Source organism: Deinococcus rubellus (assembly GCF_025244745.1).
GTDB classification, from domain to species: Bacteria; Deinococcota; Deinococci; order Deinococcales; family Deinococcaceae; genus Deinococcus; species Deinococcus rubellus.
Window position 1 is genome coordinate 1,045,829 of sequence record NZ_CP104213.1, and the last position, 23,053, is coordinate 1,068,881.

Annotated in this window: 21 protein-coding genes and 1 pseudogene; 12 read left to right on the forward strand and 10 right to left on the reverse strand. The window is 66.7% G+C overall.

The window, feature by feature from the left end:
* Position 1 precedes the first annotated feature (1 nt).
* Positions 2-1,564, reverse strand: coding sequence for an ABC transporter permease (locus N0D28_RS05525; protein WP_260561376.1), 1,563 nt, complete (start codon positions 1,562-1,564; stop codon positions 2-4).
* Positions 1,561-2,484: an ABC transporter ATP-binding protein gene (locus N0D28_RS05530; RefSeq protein ID WP_260561377.1), complete on the reverse strand. Its 924-nt coding sequence runs from the start codon at positions 2,482-2,484 to the stop codon at positions 1,561-1,563. The genes N0D28_RS05525 and N0D28_RS05530 overlap by 4 nt, the downstream gene beginning before the upstream one ends.
* A 79-nt stretch (positions 2,485-2,563) precedes the next feature.
* Here N0D28_RS05530 and N0D28_RS05535 point away from each other — a divergent pair, with 79 nt between their 5' ends.
* Both N0D28_RS05535 and N0D28_RS05540 read left to right on the forward strand, forming a co-directional pair.
* On the forward strand, positions 2,564-3,055 hold the full coding sequence (locus tag N0D28_RS05535; protein ID WP_260561378.1) for a GbsR/MarR family transcriptional regulator: 492 nt from the start codon (positions 2,564-2,566) through the stop codon (positions 3,053-3,055).
* Positions 3,056-3,099: 44 nt separating this feature from the next.
* Positions 3,100-3,366 (forward strand): glutaredoxin family protein, encoded by a 267-nt coding sequence (locus N0D28_RS05540; protein ID WP_260561379.1) that lies wholly within the window; start codon positions 3,100-3,102, stop codon positions 3,364-3,366.
* A 67-nt stretch (positions 3,367-3,433) separates the two neighbouring features.
* Here N0D28_RS05540 and N0D28_RS05545 read toward each other — a convergent pair whose 3' ends face one another.
* A complete protein-coding gene (locus N0D28_RS05545; protein WP_260561380.1) occupies positions 3,434-3,952 on the reverse strand; it encodes a pyridoxamine 5'-phosphate oxidase family protein in 519 nt (172 codons plus the stop codon).
* 81 nt (positions 3,953-4,033) lie between these two features.
* Positions 4,034-5,323: an MFS transporter gene (locus N0D28_RS05550; RefSeq protein ID WP_260561381.1), complete on the reverse strand. Its 1,290-nt coding sequence runs from the start codon at positions 5,321-5,323 to the stop codon at positions 4,034-4,036.
* 80 nt (positions 5,324-5,403) lie between these two features.
* On the opposite strand from N0D28_RS05550, the gene N0D28_RS05555 reads away from it, so the two are divergent.
* From N0D28_RS05555 to N0D28_RS05570, 4 genes are all read left to right on the forward strand, one after another.
* Positions 5,404-5,955, forward strand: a complete 552-nt coding sequence (locus N0D28_RS05555; protein ID WP_260561382.1) for an AAA family ATPase — start codon at positions 5,404-5,406, stop codon at positions 5,953-5,955.
* Positions 5,952-6,542: a GNAT family N-acetyltransferase gene (locus N0D28_RS05560; RefSeq protein WP_260561383.1), complete on the forward strand. Its 591-nt coding sequence runs from the start codon at positions 5,952-5,954 to the stop codon at positions 6,540-6,542. The genes N0D28_RS05555 and N0D28_RS05560 overlap by 4 nt, the downstream gene beginning before the upstream one ends.
* Positions 6,543-6,678: 136 nt before the next feature.
* Positions 6,679-7,633 (forward strand): IS630 family transposase gene (locus N0D28_RS05565; protein ID WP_260559855.1). Its coding sequence is split into 2 segments (ribosomal slippage): positions 6,679-7,029 and positions 7,031-7,633, totalling 954 coding nucleotides; the frame shifts between segments, so codons are not numbered across the junction.
* Between the two features lie 53 nt (positions 7,634-7,686).
* The gene (locus tag N0D28_RS05570) at positions 7,687-8,466 is read left to right on the forward strand and encodes an IS982 family transposase (protein ID WP_260561384.1); all 780 of its coding nucleotides are present in this window, start codon (positions 7,687-7,689) and stop codon (positions 8,464-8,466) included.
* Between the two features lie 29 nt (positions 8,467-8,495).
* On the opposite strand, the gene N0D28_RS05575 is transcribed toward N0D28_RS05570, so the two are convergent.
* On the reverse strand, positions 8,496-9,911 hold the full coding sequence (locus N0D28_RS05575) for a phytoene desaturase family protein (RefSeq protein WP_260561385.1): 1,416 nt from the start codon (positions 9,909-9,911) through the stop codon (positions 8,496-8,498).
* Between the two features lie 96 nt (positions 9,912-10,007).
* On the opposite strand from N0D28_RS05575, the gene N0D28_RS05580 reads away from it, so the two are divergent.
* The 4 genes from N0D28_RS05580 to dxs all read left to right on the forward strand — a co-directional run bounded on the left by N0D28_RS05580 (position 10,008) and on the right by dxs (position 13,863).
* Positions 10,008-10,442: a GNAT family N-acetyltransferase gene (locus tag N0D28_RS05580; RefSeq protein ID WP_260561386.1), complete on the forward strand. Its 435-nt coding sequence runs from the start codon at positions 10,008-10,010 to the stop codon at positions 10,440-10,442.
* Positions 10,439-11,083: a pyridoxamine 5'-phosphate oxidase family protein gene (locus tag N0D28_RS05585; protein ID WP_260561387.1), complete on the forward strand. Its 645-nt coding sequence runs from the start codon at positions 10,439-10,441 to the stop codon at positions 11,081-11,083. The genes N0D28_RS05580 and N0D28_RS05585 overlap by 4 nt, the downstream gene beginning before the upstream one ends.
* A gap of 36 nt (positions 11,084-11,119) precedes the next feature.
* A complete protein-coding gene (locus N0D28_RS05590) occupies positions 11,120-11,794 on the forward strand; it encodes a hypothetical protein (protein ID WP_260561388.1) in 675 nt (224 codons plus the stop codon).
* 218 nt (positions 11,795-12,012) lie between these two features.
* Positions 12,013-13,863 carry a 1-deoxy-D-xylulose-5-phosphate synthase gene (gene dxs, locus N0D28_RS05595; RefSeq protein ID WP_260561840.1) on the forward strand — a complete coding sequence of 617 codons (1,851 nt, stop codon included), beginning with the start codon at positions 12,013-12,015 and terminating at the stop codon, positions 13,861-13,863.
* A 260-nt stretch (positions 13,864-14,123) separates the two neighbouring features.
* Here dxs and infC read toward each other — a convergent pair.
* Positions 14,124-14,678 (reverse strand): annotated as a pseudogene (gene infC, locus N0D28_RS05600) (translation initiation factor IF-3); the annotation flags it as partial.
* A gap of 235 nt (positions 14,679-14,913) precedes the next feature.
* Here infC and N0D28_RS05605 point away from each other — a divergent pair.
* A complete protein-coding gene (locus N0D28_RS05605) occupies positions 14,914-17,382 on the forward strand; it encodes an amylo-alpha-1,6-glucosidase (RefSeq protein WP_260561389.1) in 2,469 nt (822 codons plus the stop codon).
* Positions 17,383-17,525: 143 nt separating this feature from the next.
* A complete protein-coding gene (locus N0D28_RS05610; protein WP_260561390.1) occupies positions 17,526-18,200 on the forward strand; it encodes an NUDIX hydrolase in 675 nt (224 codons plus the stop codon).
* Positions 18,201-18,226: 26 nt separating this feature from the next.
* Here N0D28_RS05610 and N0D28_RS05615 read toward each other — a convergent pair whose 3' ends face one another.
* The 4 genes from N0D28_RS05615 to N0D28_RS05630 all read right to left on the reverse strand — a co-directional run bounded on the left by N0D28_RS05615 (position 18,227) and on the right by N0D28_RS05630 (position 22,935).
* Entirely contained in the window at positions 18,227-18,655 is a 429-nt protein-coding gene (locus tag N0D28_RS05615; RefSeq protein WP_260561391.1) for a CoA-binding protein, read from the reverse strand.
* Positions 18,652-20,013, reverse strand: coding sequence for a glutamate-1-semialdehyde 2,1-aminomutase (gene hemL / locus N0D28_RS05620; RefSeq protein ID WP_260561392.1), 1,362 nt, complete (start codon positions 20,011-20,013; stop codon positions 18,652-18,654). Before hemL ends, N0D28_RS05615 begins: the two co-directional genes overlap by 4 nt.
* Before the next feature lie 107 nt (positions 20,014-20,120).
* On the reverse strand, positions 20,121-22,502 hold the full coding sequence (dnaX, locus tag N0D28_RS05625) for a DNA polymerase III subunit gamma/tau (RefSeq protein ID WP_260561393.1): 2,382 nt from the start codon (positions 22,500-22,502) through the stop codon (positions 20,121-20,123).
* A 58-nt stretch (positions 22,503-22,560) separates the two neighbouring features.
* Positions 22,561-22,935: a hypothetical protein gene (locus N0D28_RS05630; protein WP_260561394.1), complete on the reverse strand. Its 375-nt coding sequence runs from the start codon at positions 22,933-22,935 to the stop codon at positions 22,561-22,563.
* Between the last annotated feature and the right edge of the window lie 118 nt (positions 22,936-23,053).

Genomic DNA, 23,053 nt, shown 5'->3' on the forward strand with positions numbered 1-23,053 from the left:
GTCATTCTCTCACGTCGCGCCGCCGCAGCCCGGCGAAAGTGGCCCCGATTAACGCAGTGGCCAGTGCCAGTTCGGTCCAGAGCGCCGCACCCGGTTGTTCGCCCAGCAGCAGTTTGGGAACGTAGGCAAATGGCGAGAGGGTGAGCGCCGCGCCGAAGACATGCAGGTCGCCGAGCACCTCGGCCAGCGCTGTCAGTCCCAGCAGGACCCAGCTCAGCCCGGCGAGGTGCGGCCACCAGCCGAACAGAGCCAGCGCCGCTGCGCCCAGCAGCCACACGGCGGGCAGGTAGGCGAGTGCCGCCAGCCACAGCCGCTGCATGTGCGTCCAGTTGTCGCCGCCTGTCAGGCCAGCCGCCAGCGCAAAAGCGCTGAGGGCCAGCGCGGGGCCGAGCAGCATCAGTGTCAGGTGGGGGGCAAGCCAGCGCTGCCGCGCGACGGGCAGGCTCAGCAGCGTCTCGGCGAGGCCGCTGACCTCCTCGCGGCGGGGGCGCAGCGCCAGTTGCAGGGCCAGCGCCGCTGGAACCAGGCCGCCGAAAATGACCAGCGAGAGTGTGAGCAGAATGTCGGTGGCGGGGGGCAGCGGGCCTGCGCCCTGAGCAGCGAAGACCTGACCCAGCGGAATCTGCCCGGCGGCGCTCACCGCCACGCCGCCCAGCAACGCGCCGAGCAATCCCAGCGCCACTGTCCAGAACCAGATCAGCCCGCGCTGGGTGCGCCAGGCCAGCGCCCAAAGTCCACCCAGCCCTGCCGAAGCCTGTGCTGGGCCAAGTCGGGCAGGCAGCAGTCCTGCGCCCAGATCGCGCCGCCGATTCAGCCCTACTGCCAGTGCCATCAAAACGGCGCTGAGCAAAACGAACAGGAGCAGCACGCTCCACCGTTCGTCTGCAAATGGCCTCAGTGCGTGGCCCCAGGTCAGCGGCGAGAGCCAGCCCAGCGCTGCTGCCCCAGCATTGCCCAGTACCCGCAGCGCAAAGGCCAGGCCCAGCAGCCCGCCGCCCAGCAGATTGACGGTGCGGGCATTCGGGAACACCTGCGAGAGCAGCGCTCCCGCGCCCGCGAAGACCAGACCGTTGCCCGCCACGCCGAGGCTGAGGGCCAGTGCCCCGCCCGCCTCCAGACCCTGCGACACCTGCGCCGTGAACAGCAGGAGCGCCAGGAGCGCATTGACACCCAGGACCAGCAGCAGCGCCGCCCCCAGTGGCACTGAGCGGCCCACCGCGCCGGAAAGCAGCAGCTCGCTGCGCCCGTCTTCCTCCTCGCCCCTGGTGTGGCGCGTGACCAGCAGCAGGTTCAGCAGACCCGCCAGCACGCCCAGGGTGCCGCTCAGTTTCCACTCCGCCAGGCCTGCCAGCGTCGGGGTCCAGACCTGTCCGTAGAGCGCCACCTCGGCGGGCGAGCCGTTGATCTGCGCGGCCAGGGCGGCCAGCGCTTCGGGCGTAGCGTACAGCTTGTGGGTGCTCATCAGGTTGGCGACCATGACCAGTGGAAAGGCCAGCAGCCACAGCGGCAGGGCCAGCCGTTCGCGGCGCAGCATCAGTTTCAGCAGCACCCCCAACCCGTTCATGCCGGACGCTCCCCGCGCTGGGTCTGGTCGGTCTGGTAGTGCCGCAAGAACAGCGCTTCCAGCGTGGGCGGCTGGGCGGTCAGCGCCCGCAGGCCCAGCGGCGTCAGCGCCGAGAGAAGCGGCCCCACCTGCTCGCCTTCCACCTGGCAGGTCAGCGTCAGGCCGTCCAGCTTGAGGTCGGTCACGCCGCCGAGCTGGGCCAGATCGTGAATGAGCGTGTCGGGCGCGCAGGTCAGCTCGGCCTGAACAGCCGTGCGGGTCAGGTGGCGCAGCCCGGCCAGTGTGCCGGTTTCCACCGTGCGGCCCGCCCGGATGATGCTGAGGCGGTCGCACAGCGCCTCCACCTCGGCCAGAATATGGCTGGAAAGCAGCACGGTGCGCCCGGAGCGCTGCTCCTCCTGGATGCAGTGCTGAAATTCGGCTTCCATCAGAGGGTCGAGACCCGCCGTGGGTTCGTCGAGCAGCAGCAACTCGGCGTCACTGGCGAGCGCGGCGATCAAAGCGACTTTCTGGCGGTTGCCCCTGGAATAACTTCGCCCGTATTTGCGTGGATCAAGCTCGAAGCGCTCCAGCAAGACTTTGCGTTTGGCGCTGGCGAGGCCGCCGTGCAGTTTGCCGAGCAGATCAATGGTTTCGCCGCCGGTCAGGTTCGGCCACAGCGTCACGTCACCGGGAACGTAGGCGAGGCGGCGGTGCAGGGCCACCGCGTCTGTCCAGGGATCGCCGCCCAGCAGCCTGACCCGGCCCCGGTCTGCCCGGAGTAGGCCCAGCAGCACCCGCAGCGTGGTGGTTTTGCCCGCGCCGTTCGGCCCCAGAAAACCGTGAACCTCGCCGCGCTCTACGCGCAGATCAAGGCCCACCAGCGCGGGAACGCGGCCAAACCACTTGTGCAGGTCCGACACTTCAATCGCGGCGTCCATATCCAGACTCTACACTCTTTTCACAACTTTGTGAAACTTGTAAATGCCCAGCCCCCGAAGCCGCTATACTGCCGTGCAGATGCCGGATCAAGCTGAGCTGCCCCCCGCTGCCGTCGCCCGTTTCGTGGAGCGCTTCGCCCTGATTTTCAGCGAGGCGGGCGTACCCAGAATGCCCGCCCGGATTTTTGTCGGGTTGCTGGTCTCACCGCAGGGGCAGCTCACGGCAGCCGAACTCAGCGAGCAGCTCAAGGTCAGCCCGGCGGCCATTTCGGGCGCAGTGCGTTACCTGACGCAGGTCGGCCTGGTCGTCCGGGAGCGTGAACCGGGCCAGCGACGCGACCATTACCGGGTGCAGAATGATCTGTGGTATGAGCCGATGACCAACCGCGAGGAGCAGTTGACGCGCTGGATCGACGCGCTCGGCGAGGGCATCGCGGCGCTGGGTGAGGCGTCGTCGGCGGGCCAACGCCTGGAAGAGACGCGGCAGTTCTTTGAATTCATGCGCGCCGAGCTGCCTCAGCTGTTGATCAAGTGGCGGGCCTATCAGCAGCAGACGCCCCCCTCTTTGTAAGGGCTGTCCTTACACGCTGGGCCGTGAGCCTCTAGAGTCAGGTCATGACCATTCCCTCCACCCCGATCACCATGTACACGACCACCTGGTGCCCTGATTGCAAGGCCGCCAAGCGCGCCCTCGACAGCAAGGGACTGCCCTACACCGAAGTCAACATCGAGGAAGTCGAGAACGCCGCTGAAATCGTGATGCGTGTCAACGGCGGCAAGCGCAGCGTGCCCACCCTGGTTTACGGTGACACCGCCGCCAGCCTCAGTGGATTCTCCATCGTCAAGATGAACGCCTTTTTGAGTCAGGCAGGCCTGGCCTAAACTGCCGCCAGTCAACGAAAAAGCCCCGGCCAGTGCAAGCGGGGCTTTTTCGTTGACTGGTGCGGTATTACAACTTGACGCTGTCGCTGTCGCCGTGGTTGGGCTGGCTGCCTGTGACGGCGGCCTTGGCCATCTGAAAGAGGCCCTGCAACTTGCCGTCGCTCTCCCAGTAGTGCGCGCCGTTGGCCTCTACTTTGATCAGCTGGATGTTGGGGTCGGTCTTGCCCTGCGGGAAGTACGCCTTGTAGAAGTCGCTCCACAACTCGTCGAGCTTGGCCGCGTCCTCAATCAGTTCGGCGTCGCCGTACAGACTGACGTAGCCCTTGCCGGACTCGGAATACGACAGGTTGACCTGCGCCTTTTTGGCGACACTGCGCACCAGATCGGACGCCTTGCTGCCGATAAACCACACGTCACCGCCGAAGTCCTGCTCCTGGGTGGTCATCGGCTGCGAGTGCAGGTGGCCCGACTCGGTGGTAAAGGTCATCATGGCGAATTTGATGCCCTTGATGAGCTTGGCAATCGTCTTGATGCCTTCCTCGCGGCTCGGCTGATTGTGGCCCTGATCGTTTTGTGAAGTGGTCATGGACCGATTCTGGCCTCTGCGCGGCGGCTGACTTTGCAAGCTGGCCCACCGGATAAAGGTCCGCTTCAGGCCGCGTTCAGACTAGGTAACGGCTTTACTGCGAACAGCTCTTACCGTTTCCGGCACATTGCGGACCAGCAACACGCCCAGTACGAAGCAGGCGGCGGCGATGCCGAACACCAGCGAGTAGCCCAGATTGCCGCCCTGGTGGTTGCCCCAGTCGAGCAGCGCGCCCTGCGGCGTCTCGATGAGTTGCGGCCCCACGAAGGCCACATGCCAGATGCCCATGTCGCGGGCGTAGCTGCTGCTGCTCGGCATGGCGTCGCTGCCCAGCGCCCAGTCCACGCTGGAAAAGGCCCCGAAGCCCAGCCCAAAGACAAGTGCGATGCCCACCGCCACGTAAAAATTCGGGGCGAACAGCAGGGCAATCGCCATGACCGCCATGATGGTGCCCGCCAGATAGATCACCGGCTTGCGCCCGATCCGGTCCGAGACCCGCCCGCCGATCAGCGCCGTGACGATGGACGCGGCGATGATCGCCATCAGCAGAATACTGGTGGCGGTGCCGGGGTTGGCCTGCTTCAGGACGTCGCCCGCGTAGAACTGCAAGAACGGCTGCACGCTGTACTGGCCCAGCGCAAACAGCGCCCGCGTGACGAAGACCCACAGAAACGGTTGGTAGGCGAACAGTTGGGCAATGCTGGGCCGCTGGGCACGCGCTTCCGGGTTGGGTTTGATCTGGGTTTCCGGCACACCGCGTAGGGTAATCAGGGCACTGATCAGCAGCACGCCCGCGATCAGGCCGTAGCTCAGGACGTCCGGCAACTTCAGCAGGCCGATGACGAGTGCCCCCACGCCGCCGAGCAGTTGCCCACCCGCCTGGAGCATGCCCATGACGCCGCTGTAGCGCCCGCGCTGCTCGGTGGGCACCAGTTCCGGCACCAGGGCGCTGTAAGGCGCGGTGGCGTAGTTGTTGCCGAACTGCACCAGCAGAAAGCCGATCACGTAGACCCAGAATCCGGCCAGGCCGCCCATGGCTGCCGCCGCGTAGCCCATGACGGCCAGGCCCGCCAGATTGACGATCAGACCCAGCCGGATCAGTGGCAGCCGCTTGCCGATGCGGTCCGAGTAATTGCCGATAATCGGTGGCAAGACCAGCGCCACAATCGCCCCGATGCCGCCCAGCAGGCCCAGGTATTTGCCCTTGTCGGCGTCGCCCACGAAGCGCACCACCTCGGCGGGCATCAGAATCAGCAGCAGCAGCAGCCACATGAAGGCCGTGCCGAACCAGAACGCCGAGAGGGTCCAGGGACTCGGCAACCTGGGCTGGGGCAGCCCGGCTCCCGGTGCGGAGCTTAATGGAAGGGTCATGAAAGTAGTATGCCGCGCCGGGGTCTGGGGTACGTCATTCAGCGGATGTCAAAGCGGGGCGTGGGCGGCAGGCTGGGTCAATGCCCGCTTGCATGTTTCAGCGCACCCTTGTCATCGGCACCACCGGCTGCGGCAAGACCACGTTGGCCCGCGCCGTCGCCGCCCGCCTGGGTGTGCCGCACGCCGAGCAGGACGCCTGGAACCACCTCCCCGGCTGGCAGGAAGCCCCGCTGAAGGAGTTCCGGGCGCAAGTGGACGCCTTCACCGCCGGTCCCGCCTGGGTGCTGGACGGTAATTACACCAAGGCCCAGGATCTCAGCCTGGCGCGGGCCGACACCCTGATCTGGCTGGACTATTCGGCGGGCGTGGTGTTCTGGCAACTGCTGCGGCGTACGCTGCGGCGAATGTCCAGCCGCGAGGAACTCTGGAACGGCAACCGTGAAACCTGGCGCACCTTCCTGAGCGGCAATAATATTCTGCTGTGGTTTTTCAAGACCCACTGGCAGCGCCGACGCACCACCCCGCACCTGCTCGCCCGGTATCCACACCTGCGGGTCGTCCGGCTGCGAAGTCCGCGTGAGCGCGACCTGTGGCTGCGGGGGGTGGCCGGGCCTCTATCCTCGGAAGCATGACCCTTTTTCCCGTGATGTCCGGCGTGGCGGCCAGCGGAGCGCCCTTCGTGCTGTCGCGCCTGCGCCGCCAGGACCTGCCGCAGATCGTCGAGGCGTTTCACAACCTGGAATTGACCACCTATCTGCGCGGCTTCGGCTTCAGTGCCAGCGAGGTCGAGCAGGCCGAGTGGCTGGAGGCCAATCTCAGGGACACACCCACCCAGGTGATGTTCGGCATCTATAACGCGGCCGAAACCCTGATCGGCAGCGTGGTCCTGCGCGATATCGACCACCGCAGCGGCACTGCCGAACTGGGCGTCGCCGTCTACGATTCGGCCCTGTGGGGCCAGGGCTACGGCTCCGGGGCCACCCGGCTGATCTGTCAGTACGGCACGTTCCACCTGGGCCTCTTTAACATCATGCTCAAGGTCTTTGCCTTCAACGAGCGGGCCATCCGGGCGTATCAGAAGGTGGGCTTCCGTGAGATTGGGCGTCGCAGCGGAGCGGTTCGGTTGGGCCAGGAGCGCTTCGACGAGGTGTACATGGAGCTGCTGACGGAACCGTTGGACCTCAGCGGACTGCGCGACCAGATTCGGCAACTCGGCTAAGTACGGCCAGACGAGAGTGTAGGGATGAAGCGTTTTTTGCGCAATCCCGAAACGGCAGTCTGGCCGTACTTTTGCACCTTCTCGCTCCGCTCGGTTTACCTAAAACCTGGTTTAGAGCATTTGCCATAATAAATTCGTGAATACAGCCGGGGTACGTGGGTACAGCTTGGAGCTTCGGACTCGGATTGTCGCGCTGGTCCTGGGCGGCGCTTCGCCGAACGAAGCGGCAAAGCACTTTTCTGTGCATGTCGACACGGTCAAAAGCTATCTGGAGCGGCATCGCCAGAACACTCTGCACGTCGTGGCTCGGCCGACGGGTCGTCACCGCACGGTGACGACCCACCATGAGCAACAGCTCTTAGCGCAGCTTGAAACACACCAAGACGCGACCCTGCAAGAGCACGCGGACCTGCTGGAAGCCGCCACCGGGCTGAGGGTCAGTTTCAAAACAGTCGACCGGGTGTTTCGCCGTCACAAGATCACCCATAAAAAAAACGCTGGTCGCCAGAGAACGCTGTGAGGAACGACGTAAGCAGTTCCTCAATGACCTTGCACCCTATCTCCAACGTCCTGAGCGTCTGGTGTTTCTCGACGAGAGCGGCTTTCACATCGCGATGACGCGGAGGTATGGGCGTGCCCCCAGCCATGAGCGTGCCGTTGATCAAGTGCCGAGAAATCATGGGCGAAATCAAACCTTGATCTGCGCACTGAGCTTGGCCGGGCCGCAAGCCGCCATCGTGATCGATGGCGCTTTGGATGGGGCAACGTTCGAGTGGTACGTCAGAGACATCCTCTGCCCCACACTTCAAAAGGGACAGGTCGTGGTGCTGGACAACCTCTCCTCGCACCACCGAGCGTCCATTCGGACGCTCATCGAAGCCCAGGGCTGCGAGATGCTGTTCACCTCACCGTACAGTCCAGATTTCAACCCGATTGAGCTGATGTTCTCCAAAATGAAAGCCCTGGTGCGCGGTGGTGCCTGGCGGGTCGTCCAAGATCTTCTCAATGCCATTGGCAACGCCCTGGACGCCGTGAAGCGGTTAGAGATCGAACACTGGTTTAAACACGCCCATCCCCAGATTCTATTGTGACAAATGCTCTAGGGGTTGCTGGAGAGCGCGGAAAATGATAGAGGGACGATGCAATGAGCCGCCCCGACCTCAGATTATTACCCGTCTCAGAGGCGCTGCACGTCCTCCAGAAGTGGCTCGACCCAAAGATGCCGCCCAAAGTTCGGCAGCCCAACGAAAAAGCCAGTGACGCCGAACTGGTGTCGATTGCCGTCCTGCAAAAATTCCATCATCAGCTGTACTTCAGTTGTTGGTGGCGCTTTGTCAAGCTCAACTTCTGTGGCCATCTCCCGAGTTTGACGCAGGCCAGCGTTCGGCTCAATCGGCTCCTCCCTACCATTGAGGCCGTGTGCGTCGAGGTTGAAGACCTCGACTTCTGCCTGATTGATTCGCTGCCACTCCCCGTCTGTCGATCAAAGCGAGCGTCCCGTTGCAAGGTGCGGGAAGCCACCATGGGCTTTGGGACGCAAGGCAGCGTCTACGGATTCAAATGTCATGCCTGGAGCACACTGAACGGCAAACTGGCGCAGTACGTCATTCGTCCAGCCAACCAGCATGATCTGATCGCGGGCTATGACCTCAACGCTGACTGGGTCGCCTACGGCGCACCCAGAATCATCGGGGACAAAGCCGACCTGGATGGGGTCAACCTCACCCCACCCAAGAAAAATGCCAGAACACTCGACCCGCGCTGGAAGAAGGAATATGGGGCCGCGCGGAACATGATCGAGACGGTTTTTTCCTCGTTGACGCGCGCTGGAATTCGCTGGGGACAGATCAAAACGCTCACCTCACTCCGCCTCAAGGTGGCTCTGACTGTCCTTGCACACAACTGGCGCTTTCTCAACCCCTAAACCGGGTCTAAAGATAAACGTTGTTCTACTTAACGCAGTTCCCGCAGCGCCAGCCGCGCCGCCCAGTACCCGGCCATACCGTGAACGCCCCCGCCCGGCGGGGTGCTGGCGCTACACAGGTAAACGCCCCTGACCGGCGTGCGGTACGGCTGGGCGCTCAGCACCGGGCGGGCCAGCAGTTGCCAGAGGTCGTTGGCACCGCCGCCCACGTCGCCGCCGACCAGATTGGGATTCCAGGCCTGCAAGGTGGCCGGGGTACTGACGGCCCGCTTCAGGATCAGCCGTGAGAAGCCGGGGGCCGTACGCTCGATCTGGGCTTCGAGCTGCGGCAGGGCGTCAGCGGTGCTGGCGTTGGGCACATGCGTGTAGGCCCAGACGGTGTGCTGGCCCGCCGGGGCGCGGCTGGGGTCGAAGGGGGTGTGCTGGGCCAGCAGCACATAGGGCTCAGCCGCCACCCGGCCCTGCCCCGGCGCGGCCTCGGCGCGGGTGAGGCTGGCGAGGTCGCCGCCCAGATGCACCGTTCCGGCGCGGCCCACCAGCGGGTCGGTCCAGGGCAGCGGGCCGCTGAGGGCGTAGTCCACCTTGAAGGCTCCGGGGCCGGAGCGAAACTGAGTTAGCCGCCGGGCATACTGCTCCGGCCAGTCGGCCAGGCCCAGCAGCGCTCTCGGCCCTACGTCCAGCAGGGTCAGGTCGGTGGGTGGTAACTCGCGCAGGTGATGAACGGGATGGTTCAGCGTGACCTCGCCGCCCAGAAACTTGAAATACCCGGTCAGCGCGTCCGCGAGCGACTGTGCCCCGCCCTGCGGAAACGGCCAGCCGCGCGCGTGGGCCGCGCCGCCCAGCATCAGCGCGAAGGCGGTGGTGGCCGGACTCGTCAGCGGCAGGGCGCTGTGGGCCGCCAGTCCACCCAGCAGGGCGCGGGCCTTCTCAGTCTGGAAAAGGTGTGCCAGCAGTGTCACGGGCGGCAAAGCGCGAATGCCGAAGCGGGCCAGCAACACCGGGTGGGCTGGCAGGTGCAGCAGCGGCCTGAGAAATTCGCCCATCAGGTCGTCCCAGTGCTCAACCAGCGGAGCCATCAGGCGGTGGTACAGCGGGCCGTCGACGCCCAGGCTCTCGGCAGTCTCGTCGAGGCTGCGGTGAAGCAGCGCCGCCCCAGCGGGCAGCGGATGGGCCAGCGGCAACTCCGGCTGTATCCAGCGCAGCCCGAAGGCGTGCAGCGGCAGGGTCTGGAAAAACGGACTGCTGACGGCCAGCGGGTGAATGGCGCTGCCCAGGTCGTGGGTGAAGCCCGGCAGGGTAAGTGCAGCGTTGCGAACCGAGCCGCCCGCCGTGTTCGCGCCTTCCCACAGGCGCACGCGCAGGCCAGCTTGGGCCAGCAGGATGGCGGCAGCCAGCCCATTGGGGCCGCTGCCCACCACATTGGCCGTGCGGGGTGAAGACGTCATGCTCCGATGATGGCGGATGCGTGGGCGGTAAGCTGTGGGCTGGTCGGCGATCCGGGCGGCTGAACCTCCGATCTGGTCAAACCCCATACTTGCCGCATGACGATTCGTGAACTTCAGGGCAACGATATTCGACTCAGCTACGCCGCCATGTTCGAGCTGCGCGGCCAGCGCCCGCCGCTCGCCTCACCGGAGAGCTTTCAGGCCTGGGTGAGCGAACAGGCCAGTCAGGGCTACCGTCTGGCCGCCTCGTTCGACGGGACAGGGGAGGCGCAGGCGGTGTGTGGTTTCCGGGTGCTGAACTTCTTATATTCGGGCCGCCAGCTTTACATCGACGATCTGAGTACTGTGCCCGCCGCACGGGGCCGGGGCCATGCCCGCGCCCTGCTGGCCTGGGCTGAGGCCGAGGCGCGGCGGCTCGGCTGCGAGAGCCTGCACCTCGATTCGGGCGTGCAGCGGTTCCCGGCCCACCGGCTGTATCTGGGCACCGGTATGGACATCACGGCGCACCATTTCGCCCGGAGTCTGCTGTGACTTACTACGACCCGCGTGTCCGCGACCCGGCCACCAGCCGCCGCCCGCTCAACCGCCGGGACGACGAATGGATTCGCGCCCTGCTCGCGCGCCTCCAGCTCTGCCGGATCAGCACGCTGTGGGTGGGTGAGGACGGCGAGGCGTTTCCCTTTATCAATCCCACCAGTTTCGTTTACCGGCCCGAGACGCATGACATCGTCTACCACTCCAACCTGGCCGGACGGCTCAGGGCCAACACCGAAAACTCGGCGCGCGCCACCTTCGAGACCTCAGAAATAGGGCGTTTTCTGCCGAGCAACGATCCGCTGGAATTCAGCGTGCAGTACCGCAGCGTGATTGCGTTCGGTGAGGCGCGGCAACTGGAAGGCGAGGAGGCCAGGCAGGCCCTCTACCGTCTGTGCGCCCATATCTTTCCCAGGGTCCGCCCCGGAGCCGAGATGCAGCCGATCAGCGACGAGCAACTCGCGCGCACCAGCGTCTATGCCCTCAGGATCGAGCGGTGGAGCGGCAAGGAAAACTGGGCCGGGCAAGCTGAGCAGACCCTGGACTGGCCCCCGCTGCCGCCCGAACTGCTGGAAGGCGGAGGGCTGGGTGATCTCGACCCTGGGTCTGAGGCCTTGAGAATATCTCAACAACCCTGACAAATGGCTGCCGCTGGCCCCGCTATGCTAGAGGGCATGATGCGCCCACCCCTCTTCATTCTCGCGCCGCTGCTGACCGGGGCGCTGCTTAGCAGTTGCGCGCCCCGGCAGACGGTGGCGGCAGCTCCCATCACGGCCCAGACGCCGGTCAGCAGCGTGTCGTTTTACCCGAAGGAAACCGGGCTGGCCTGGAGCTACCTGCCGGAAGGTGAGAGTGGCGGCGTGCCCTACAGTCTGAGGGCGCTCGGCCCCACGGTGTTCGGTGACGCGCCGGTCTCGGCTTTCGAGCTGACCGGGCGCGGCGCGCAGCAGACCTCCTACCGCCAGATCGACGCCAGCGGTCAGAAACTGCTGGGCTTTCGCAAACCCGGCCTCAACGTTACCCTCGCGCCCGCCTGGCAGGAATGGCCCGCCGAGAGCGCCTGGAAACTGGGGTTGAGCTGGAACGGAACCACCACGGCCCGTCTGCGCTCGGACGACGGCACCGTCGATCAGTCCGGCACCATTACTTACCGTTATGAGGTGCTCGACCAGCGCCAGGTCACGGTGGCGGGGCAGGCCTACCGCGTCTGGGTGGTCAACCGCCAGATCAGTGACACCCTCGGCGGGCTGTTTCCGGCGTCTGAGACCATCTGGTTTACGCCCTACGTGGGCGACGTGCGAACCGCCGAGGCGCTGCTGCTGACCGGACGCAACTTCAAGAACAACTGATGGCGGCTAGCCGCAGGAGGGCCAAGATGAGCGCCAGAAAACCCAGTTTTCAATTGCCCCACCCCCAGTCGCCCCAGTCTTTGCAGTCGCCGCGCCCGCTGCCCGGTTCTGGTATCAGCCGCGCCGAGCTGAACCGGACGATCAAAGCGTCCGCAACGCTGGCCGGGCTGCGTCCGGCAGGGAGTGGTCCGGTGGGCAGCGCCACGCCGCTGCTCGACATGGTGTCTTCGCCTGAAGACCTCAAGCGTCTGAGTATGGATCATCTCCCGCAGCTCACCCAGGAACTCAGAGACGAGATCGTGCGGGTGTGCAGCGTGGGCGGGTTGCACCTGGCCTCCTCGCTGGGAGCCACTGACCTGATCGTGGCCCTGCACTATGTGCTCGACTCGCCGCGCGACAAGTTGCTGTTCGACGTGGGCCACCAGGCCTACGCCCACAAGATTCTGACCGGACGCCGCCACCTGATGCATACCCTCAAAAAAGAAGGTGGGCTGTCCGGCTTTACCCGCGTGTCCGAGTCGCCGCACGACGCCATCACGGTGGGACATGCCAGCACCAGTCTGGCCAACGCGCTGGGCATGGCGATGGCCCGCGACGCGCTGGGACAGGACTACAAGGTGGCCGCCGTGATCGGTGACGGCGCGCTGACTGGCGGCATGGCGCTGGCGGCACTCAATACCATCGGCGACAAACAACCCGACATGCTGATCGTGCTCAACGACAACGAGATGAGCATCTCGGAGAATGTCGGGGCCATTAACCGCTTCATGCGTGGCCTGCAAGTCCAGAAGTGGTTTCAGGAGGGCGAGGGCGCGGGCAAGAAAGCGGTCAGCGCCATCAGCAAGCCGCTGGCCGAGCTGATGAGCCGTGCCAAGAGCAGCACCCGGCATTTCTTCGACCCGGCCAGCATCAACCCGTTCGCGGCGATGGGGCTGCGTTATGTGGGGCCAGTGGACGGCCACGACGTCATCGAAATGGCCTGGCTGATGGAAAAGCTGCTCGACCTCGACGGCCCCACCCTGCTGCACGTGGTGACCAAGAAAGGCAAGGGCTTGGATTTTGCCGAGGCCGACCCGATCAAGTGGCACGGTCCGGCCAAGTTCGATCCGGTAACGCACGAGTTCGCGGCAGGCAAGAAAACCTATTCGTGGAGCAATGCTTTCGGTGACGCCGCCACCGAGCTGGCCAGCCAGGACCCGCGCATTTTTGTGATTACCCCGGCTATGCGCGAAGGCTCGGGGCTGGTGGAATACAGCCGCGTTCATCCCAAGCGCTACCTCGACGTCGGTATTGCCGAGGAAGTGGCGGTCACGGCGGCGGCGGGCATGGGCCTTCAGGGGCTGCGGCCCATCGTGGCGATTTACTCCAGCTTTCTCCAGCGGGCCTACGATCAGGTTGTGCACGACGTCGCCATCGAGCACGTGCCGGTCATCTTCGCCATTGACCGGGCAGGCGTGGTCGGCGCAGACGGGGCCACCCACAACGGTGTGTTTGACCTGTCGTTTCTGCGCAGCATTCCGGGCATGAAGATTGGCCTGCCCAAAGACGCTTTCGAGCTGCGCGGGATGCTCAAGGAAGCGGTGCGGGTGGGCGGCCCGGTGGCGATCCGCTACCCGCGCGGCAACACCCCCTGCGTGCCGGAAGGCACCTGGCCCGATCTGGCCTGGGGCACCTGGGAGCGCTTGCAGGGCGGCAATGAAGTGGTGGTGCTGGCGGCGGGCAAGGCACTGGAGTATGCCCAGAGCGCCCTCAAGGACTTGCCGGACGTGGGCCTGATCAACGCCCGCTTCGTCAAGCCGCTCGACACCGCCATGCTGCGCGAGGTGGCGATGTCGGCCCGCGCCATCATCACGGTGGAGGACAACAGCGTGGTCGGCGGCTTCGGCGCGGCGGTGCTGGAAGAACTCAGCCGCCTGAACCTCAGTGTGCCGGTGCGGGTGCTGGGCGTGCCCGACGAGTTCCAGGAACACGCCAGCGTGGAGCGGGTGCACGCGCTGTCGGGCATGGACGCCCAGGCCATTCGCACGGTGCTGGCCGAACTGGGTGTGGACGTGCCGCTGGAGGTGTAGGCGCACGGCGGGGGTCAGGGAGAAGCGTGCTGCTCCAGACCCCCGCCGCGCAGTCAGGCCACTAAAAAAGCCCACCCCGCAGGATGGACTTCTGTAACCTCACTTGGTTGTGTGAATCAGGCGTTGGCGGGCGCGGTGGTGACCGGCTCGGGTGCAGTATTCACTGGCTCGGGTGCGGCCACGTTCTCGGCGGGGGCCGGGTTGGTGAGAGTCATGTCGGCGGCGACCGTATCGGTAGCCAACATATCGGTAGCTACTGGAGCGGCCTGCTCCGTCTCATGATCAGCAGTCTCAAGAGGTTTGCGAACCACCTTGGGAATCATGATCATGTTCATGTCCATGCCCATCATGTTGGGGGGGCTTTCCGGCTGCCCGACTTCCGCGAGGGTGTCGGCGACCCGGTGCAGGATGCGCTCGCCCAGCTCCGGGTGGGTGCGCTCGCGGCCACGGAACATGATCGTGACCTTGACCTTGTGGCCTTCCTCGAGGAAGCGCTTGACGTGGTTGGTCTTGGTCTTGAAATCGTTGGCATCGATCTTGACGCGGAACTTGATGGCCTTGACTTCCTGCGAGCGGGCGCGCTTGCGGGTGTCTTTCTCGTTTTGCTGCTGCTCGAAGCGGAAGCGACCATAGTCGAGCAACTTGCAGACGGGCGGCACGGCCTGAGGACTGACCATCACCAGGTCTAAATTCTGCTCGCGCGCCATGGTCACGGCTTCTCTGGTGTCGATGATGCCGATCTGCTCTCCCTCGGCCCCAATCAGGCGAATCTGGCGAACCCGGATCTGGTCGTTGACTTTATGATCTTTCGCTATAGCGCATCACCTCCGCCGCGCCCTGCTACCTTCCGCGCTGTCTGCGTGGCGAGCGGGGCGGCTTGTCTTGAAACGGTGGTCTCGTCGTGTGGGCGACATCATCACCCAGGCAACCACGAAGACTCATCAGACGCCTTATTTTAGCACGGCGCTACCGGAGCGCAGCGAGGTAACCCACGCTTCGGCGGCGGTTCCGACATCCGCTCGCGCCTTCCGCGCTACTCTGGTCGCACTGATGGCCGAGACTGCTCCCCGCTTTACCTACCGGCTGGGACCACAGGCGGCCCGTGACCTTTCGCGCGAGGTGCTGCTGCCCGATGGCCTGGGCGGATTCGCCCTCAGCAGCCCCGCCGGGGTGCCGACCCGTTGCTACTCGGGCCTGAGCGTCTCGCACCGCCCGCCGGGCGAGCGCCGCGTGATGTTCGTGACGGCCCTGGAAGGCCTTCAGGTGGACGAGCAGCGCAGCGACCTGCACGCTTTCGAGGTGGCTCCCGGCACACTGGAGGGCCAGGGCCTGAGCGTGCTCAGCGGCGTGACCCTGCGTGACCTGCTGCCTGAGCGCGAGCAGCTGGTCCTGGGAATGACTATCCGGCGGCGCAGCCTGGTGCCCCGGCATTCCGGTGCGCTGGTGCTGCTCTACGAGATTGACGCCCCGCACCTCCGGGAAGGCCAGACGGCGACCCTGACCCTCGGCGGGGTGCTGGTGGACCGCGACATGCACCAGGTGCATACCCGGACCCCCGAACTTGGATTCGAGTGCCTGGGCCACGAGGTGCGGGTGCGCGGCGAGGCCCACCAGACCCGGCTGCGCCTGCATGCCGGGGGCGCAGCCGTGACCGCCCTGACCCCGCATCCGCTGCCGCAGCGTCTGCACTTCCGGCTCGATACAGCGCGCGGCGCGCCCGACACCGAGCGGGCGGTGCGCACCGACTTCTGGGAGATCGGGCTGCGGCCCGGCCTCAACCGACTGGCGCTGGTCGTTGAGGGGCTGGAGACCCAGATTGACGACCCCTGGGCCGCCTACGCCGCCGAGGCGCAGCGCCGCGCCGGGCTGGTCGAGCAGGCCTGGCAGGCGTCCGGCGTGACCGACGAGGTGGTGGCGACCCTGGCGGTGGCCGCTGACGCCTTTGTGGTGCGCCGGGCCAGCACTGACAGCCTCAGCGTGATCGCCGGGTATCCCTGGTTCGCCGACTGGGGCCGCGACAGCCTGATCGCCCTGCCGGGCCTGATGCTCAGCACCGGGCGCATCGAGGAAGGGCTGGGCGTGCTCGATACCTTCGCGGCGTCGCTGCGCGGCGGCCTGACTCCCAATAATTTCTTCGACGACGGGCAGGGCGCGGACTACAACACCGTGGACGGCGCGCTGTGGCTGATTGTCAGCCTGGAAAAGCTGGTGCGCCGCGCCGCAAACGCCGACCTGACCCGGCTGGCGCTGGGCATTATCCGCACGGTGGTGGGCGAGTACGCGCGCGGCACCGAGTACGGCATCGCTCTGGACCGGGAAGACGGCCTGCTGCTAGCGGGCCTGCCCGGCACCCAGCTCACCTGGATGGACGTCAAGATTCACGACTGGGTGGTGACGCCCCGGCACGGCAAGGCCGTCGAGATTCAGGCGCTGTGGCTGGCGGCCCTCGGCGCGGAGTCCCGGCTGTCGCGCTCGCTGGGCGAGGCGGCCCAGTTCGGGGAAGTGCTGGGCCTGGCCCGCTCATCGTTCTCGGCGTTCTGGAACACCGCAAATGGTTACCTCTACGATGTCCTGGGTGATGGGCTGGGCGGTCCCGATTCAAATGCCCAGGTGCGGCCCAACGCGCTGATCGCTCTGGCCCTGCGCGACACCCCGGCCACCCCGGCTCAGATGGACGCGGCACTGGACGTGGCGGCCCGCGAACTGCTGACTCCACTGGGGCTGCGGACCCTCAGTCCGCTCGACCCGGCCTACCTCGCCAACTACGGTGGCGACCAGCTGGTGCGCGACGCGGCCTACCACCAGGGCAGCGTCTGGCCCTGGTTGATGGGGGCCTACACCGATCTGCTGCTGGCGCGGGGTCGGGTGGCCGAGGCGCGCGCTGCGCTCAGCGGGCTGCGCGGCCACCTCTGGGAAGCGGGGCTGGGATCGGTCAGCGAGGTGATCAGTCCTGCCGACCTGACGCCGGGCGGCTGCCCATTCCAGGCGTGGAGCGTGGCCGAGCTGCTGCGCGCCCACATCGCCGTCAGCCGGGCCGAGCGCGCTCTCAGCGTGCCCAGGGACCTGAGTATGCGGACTGAAGACGCTGGCCCCGGTCCGCTTCCCGCTCCAGGTCCGGTGGGGATCGGTCCGGCAGGTCTACCGACAGTGGCCACGCCCACCCCGCGCCGCTCGCCCCGCGCCAGCAACGCCCGACCCACCAGCCTGCCGCCGGGCGGCGTCATCGGCGGCTCCAGCCTCGGTCCGTCTGGTCTGAGTGCCGGACTGCTGGGGTCGGCAGGCTTGCTGGGGACGTTCCCGGAAGTGCGGGGGCTGAGCCTGACTGGGCCAGTGGACGCGGCGGACGAACTCCCTGCCAGCCCCCTGCCGCCCACGTTACAGGACGACCCGAGCTTGATCATGCCTGCGCTGACGGGTTTTGACCTTCCGGCTCCGGCTTCCCGGGTACCCAGACCGCCACTTTTGCCCACCCCGGCCCTGAGCGTGGAAGACCCAGACGTGATTGAGCCGCTGACCTAGCCCGCCGACTTGTCCGCTCAGACGCGGCTGAGGTTTGACGTGCCGCGTCCGGGCGTCTAGAGTGAAGGTGTCATGGATACACTTATCCTCGCTGCGCCGCAGGCCCGGCCCGCCGTTCAGTTCGCGCCGCCCCCGGACGGGCCGTGACACTGAGTCTGCCGCCGCAGGCCACCCAGGTCGGGCTGGCGGTGGACGTGGCGGCCTTCGCCATCCATGAGGGTAGCCTGCACGCCCTGCTCATCGAGCGCGCCACCCTGCCGCATATGCAAACCTGGGCGCTGCCCGGCGGTTTTGTGCATGTCGGCGAGGAACTGCACGAGGCGGCCCTACGCGAGTTGCGCGACGAGACCAGCATCGAGCTGGAGCCGCGCCACCTCGAGCAGTTCTACACCTTCGGGGCGATTGGCCGCGACCCGCGCGGGCGCATCGTCAGCGTGGCGCATCTGGCGGTGCTGCCGCACGGCACCGTGCACGTGATGGGCGGGGCCACCACCCTGCACGCCGACTGGTTTCCGGCCCACGCGCCGCCGCCGCTGGCTTTTGATCACGCGGTCATTCTGGGCCGGGCCATCAAGCGGCTGCAACTCAGGCTGGAGTACGCCAATCTGGCGCTGGAATTTCTGCCGGAAACCTTCACCCTGCCGGAGTTGCAGGGCGTCCACGAGGCGATTCTGGACAAGGCACTCGACAAGCGTAACTTCCGCAAGCGCCTGCTGGCCCAGGGCATCCTGACGCCCAGCGGCGAGCGCCGCAGCGGGGTGGGCCGCCCGGCGCAGCTCTACCGCCGGGCCAAAGGTACGCGCACCGGGCTGCTCTGAGCTGGCTGCACCGCGCCGTCCAAGCGCTACAAATACTGTCGGTGGTCGCTCAGCATGCACCGGTCCTGAATCACCGTGATGCCGCGCGCGCTCAGCTCAGCGGCCACCGCGTCGTCGCGGATGCCAAGTTGCAACCAGACCGTTCTGGGCAGCGGGTTCATGCTCAGAATGTCCGGCAGGTGTTCGCGCACCTTGTCGCTGCGGCGGAACACTTCCACCACGTCCACCGGCACGTTCAGCTCGGCGAGGCTGCCGACCACCGGATGCCCGAAGGCCGAGACGCGGCGCGAGGCCAGCGCCGGATTGACGCCGTAGACCTTGTAGCCCTGACGGTCCAGGTACTCTGGGACGTAGTGGGCCGCCTTCACCTCGTCAGGGTGAAAGCCGATGACGGCCACCGACTTGCTTTCTTCCAGGACCCGCACGATGTCTTTGGGGTCGGTCAGGATGGTCATGCAGGCTCCTTGAGATGGGTGAAGGCACTCTGGGCAGCACTCAGCGTGAAGTCGAGGTCGGCGGGGGTGTGGGCCGCCGAGACGAAGATGCTCTCGAACTGCGAGGGTGCCCAGTAGACGCCACCGGCGAGCATGGCCCGGAACCACTGGCTGAAGGCGGCAGTGTCGGCGCGGGCCGCCTGCCCGTAGTGCTGCACGTCGCCTTCCAGAAAAAAGGCGGTGAGCATGCTGCCGATGGTATTGACAGTGATCGGCACGCCCGCCTGCGCCGCCAGGTCGCTCAGCCCAGCGCCCAGCGCGGCGGTGTAGCGCTCCAGCTGGGTGTAGATGCCGGGGTCGCGCTCCAGCTCGGTCAGGGTGGCCAGCCCCGCTGCCATCGCCAGCGGGTTGCCGCTCAGCGTGCCTGCCTGATACACCGGGCCGAGGGGAGAAACGAAGTCCATGATCTCGCTTCTGCCGCCGTACGCACCCACCGGGAGGCCGCCGCCGATGATCTTGCCCCAGCAGGTCAGGTCCGGCTCCAGACCCAGTAGCCCTGTCGCGCCGCTCAGCGAGAGCCGGAAGCCGGTCATCACCTCGTCGGCGATTAGCAGCGCGCCCGCTCCCCTGACCCTGTGCAGGGCCGCCAGAAAGTCGGCGCTGGGAATCAGGACGCCCGCGTTGCCCACCACCGGCTCGAAGATCACGGCAGCGATTTCATGGCCGCGCTGGGCCATCAGGTCGTCCAGGCCCGCCGCGTCGTTATATTCGGCCACCAGGGTCAGTGCGGCGTACTCGGGTGGCACCCCGGCGCTGCTCGGTGCGGCCCCGCCCAGCGAAGTCGCATTGGTCATCAGGCCGCTGCCCGCCTCCACCAGCAGGGCGTCGGCGTGACCGTGATAGTTGCCCCGGAACTTGAGGGTGTATTTGCGCCCTGGCTCGGTCTGACCGACGAAGCCGCGCGCCAGCCGCAAAGCGCTCATGGTCGCCTCGGTGCCGCTGCTGACAAACCGGACCTTCTCGGTGCCGGTCAGGCGGGTGACGAGTTCGGCCAGCAGCACCTCGCGCTCGTTCGGTGCGCCGAAGCTGGTCCCGAAGGGCAGGGCGTCCTGAATGGCCTGGCGCACTGCCGGGTGGTTGTGGCCCAGGATCATCGGTCCCCATGAGCCGATGTAGTCGAGGTAATTCTGGCCGTCGGCGTCCGTCAGCGTTGCGCCGTCGGCGCGGGCGATGAAGCGCGGACTGCCGCCCACCGATTTGAAGGCCCTCACCGGCGAGTTGACCCCGCCGGGAATGACCTGCTGGGCGCGCTTGAAGAGGGCGTCCGAGCGGGCCGTGAGAGAAGCGGTGGGGGCAGGCGACTCAGGCGGAAACGTCATGCCCCCACGGTACGACGCCGGGCGATGAGGGAAGGGCGAGGAAAGCACACAAACCGGCACAGACCAAGAGGAAATGAAGGGGGCCGGACTCTGCCCGAATCATTGTTTCAAGCCTGCGCCGTGCTTCCCGCCGTGCCTGGAACGTCGTCCGCCTCGTCCACCGCGTCCTCGCTCCCGGCGTCATTCTCGGCCACCGTCACCTTCTTGACCTTGCCGATCTCCTTGACCCGCCCTGAAAAGAGTCGCGTGACCTCCAGGTAGTTGGGGTGGGCACGTACGTCGCCCGCCGGGGCGCTGGCCGCCGCTCGGGTGGGCGCGGTGGTGCGTTCAGGTGCGGCCTGGGTTGGTTGGGCCGCCCGAACGGTCTGGGCTGGCTGGAGTTGCTGTGTCGGCTGGGACCAGGTGGCAGGCTGGGCGGCGGGCTGAACTGCCGCGCTGGCCTGGGCGGTCGGCCCGGTGGGTCCGCCCAGATCGTCCCAGTCGGGTTCCTGGCTGATCGGCTCCAGCGGAATGTAGAGTTCGCGTCCGGGCGCTGCCGTTTCTGGCAGGGGATTGGTGCGGCGCGGCGCGGCCACTGGGTCGGCGGCATGGTGCTGGGTGGGCCGGGCCGGGTCCGGCAGCGGTGCGGGGGCGGCGTCGTCCGGCGAGGGCGGGAAGGGTTCGGGGCGGACCGGATCAGGCCGGGCGATTTCGGCCTTGGCGGGTGCGGGGCGCGGGGCGCGGGCGCTCGGCTCGAAGTCGGGCAGATCAGGAACCGGGTCGGCCTGCACGGTTGGCTCGGGTGCGGTCAGCGTGGCGCTGCGGGTGCTCGCGGCAGGGCTGCGGCGTCCGCTGGGCGCGAAGTCGGGAATGTCGTCCGGCAGGGTTTCGGCAGACAAGGGGCGCTGGGCGGCGGGCACGGCACTTTCAGGAGCAGCACTGGCCGTCTGCTGAACCGCCTGACTGTCCGGCCCGCCCAATTTCAGTTTGCGGTTGTGGTCGGGTGAGATCAACTCGAAGACCACCGGGCCAAACACACGCAAGACCAGCGCGCCGACCTCGTCGAACTTCTGGTAGACCTGGGTGGCGTGAAACTTGCCGCGCGTGTCGTAGCTGAGGCTGACATATCCAGCCTCGGCATGCATCCGGGCGGGCTTGAGAAAGGCCCGCATCTGCAGCTTGGCGAGGTTAATCACATCGGCCCAGTTGCCGCCCCCCGGCGCGGCGGGTGAAGCTGGGAGACTGGGCACGGGGGTGCGGGCCGCAACTGGGGCTGAAGGGCCAGGAGAAGCGGGCGCGCGGCTGCCCGAACTCGACTCTGGTGAGTCGGCCAGCGGCGTGCGGCTCGCAGTACTGATCCCGCCCGCCTGTAGCGCCCGAACCTCCTGTTCGAGCCGGGAGAGGCGGGCCACGTCGGCGGTGGTGAGTCCGGTTACGTTGCTTCTGGCCTGGGCCACTGGCGCGGCGCTGCCCTGGCTCCCCTCGCCCGCGATCAGGGCGTGGGTCAGTGCCAGTTCCAGGCTGAGCAGGTCGGCTCCCCGGCTAAATCTGGCTTCCTGGGCGTCCAGCGCGGCCTGGAGTCTCAGCAGGCGCGGCACCTCGGCTCCCTCCAACTGCTCACCACCCAGTCCCAGTTCGGCGTGCAGGGCCTCGCCCAGCGCCGCGACCAGGCCCTCGACCACCGTGCGGGCCGCGTAGCCGTCGCGGTAGAGCGCCGCCGCACCCGACAGCAGCGGCCCGGCGTCGAGGTTGATCAGTGAGCGGGTCATCTCGCGCACCCGCTCGGAAGGCGGCAGGCCCAGCGCCGCCTCCACCCCGCTGCGGGTAATGGACTGCCCGGCAGCCAGCATCCGTTCCAGCAGGCTCTCGCCGTCGCGCATGGCCCCGTCGGCCAGCCGCCCGATCAGGTTCAGGGCGTCGGGGTCGGCCTGCGCGCCTTCCTGCACCACCAGTCCGGCCAGCTTCCCGGCGATCTCCTCGGCGGTCAGGCGGCGAAAGCGGTAGTGCTGGCAGCGCGACAGAATGGTCGGGATGATCTTTTCCGGCTCGGTGGTCGCCAGAATGAAGACGACGTGTTCGGGCGGCTCCTCCAGCGTCTTGAGCAGGGCGTTGAAAGCGGCCCGCGACATCATGTGCGCTTCATCGAGGATGTAGATCTTCTTGCCGCCGCGCATGGCGCTCAGGTTTACCTTCTCGCGCAGATCACGCACGTCGTCCACGCTGTTGTTGCTGGCCGCGTCGATTTCCAGCACATCGGGATGGTTCCCGGCCCGCACACTCAGGCAGCTCTCGCACTCGCCGCAGGGCTTCTTGCCGCTGCTCTGGCAATTGGCGGTCATGGCGATCAGGCGGGCGGTGGTGGTCTTGCCCACGCCGCGCGGCCCCGAGAACAGGTAGGCGTGCCCGACCCGGCCCGCTTCCAGCGCCGAGCGCAGCACGTCCTTGACATGTTCCTGGCCCACCACCTGTTCCCAGTTGATGGGTCTGGCCCGCTGATAAATGGCGCTCACGCGTTTAGCTTACGGCGCTTGGGGTGGGCAGCGCAGTGAGGGAAGGCAGACTCGCGCCTCACCGTGTGCCGGGGGCTGGCTGGCTGTGGGCCGCTGGCACAGGACTCAGCCGCGCCTCGCCCCGCCACTGGTAGAGCGCGGCGGCAGCCGTGACCAGCAGCAGGGTCAGGCCCAGGCTCAGCCAGTCGCTCAGGCCAGGGCCGGTGGCGGCGCGGCTGCGGCTGGCTTGTTTGGCGCTGGCCGATCTGGGCCGTGTGCCCGCCGGGGAAGACGGGCTGGAAGCCGCCGCCTTCACCCCCTTCGCTCTGGACGGGCCAGGGGCTTTCGGCTCTGCTGTCTGGACTGCGCCCGCCGCCGTATCAGCCTGCTTGGAGCGGGGCCGGGCCGGACGCCTGGATTGGCTTTTTTCGCTGCTGACTTTGGCCTCTGTCATGCGGAGCGCTTCCGGCTGGAGGGGCAGGGGAGAATCGGTGAACCGGACGGCGCTAAGCTGATCACAGAATCAGTATACCTGAATCTGATTGAACCTAAAGCCGGAGCAATCATCCGGC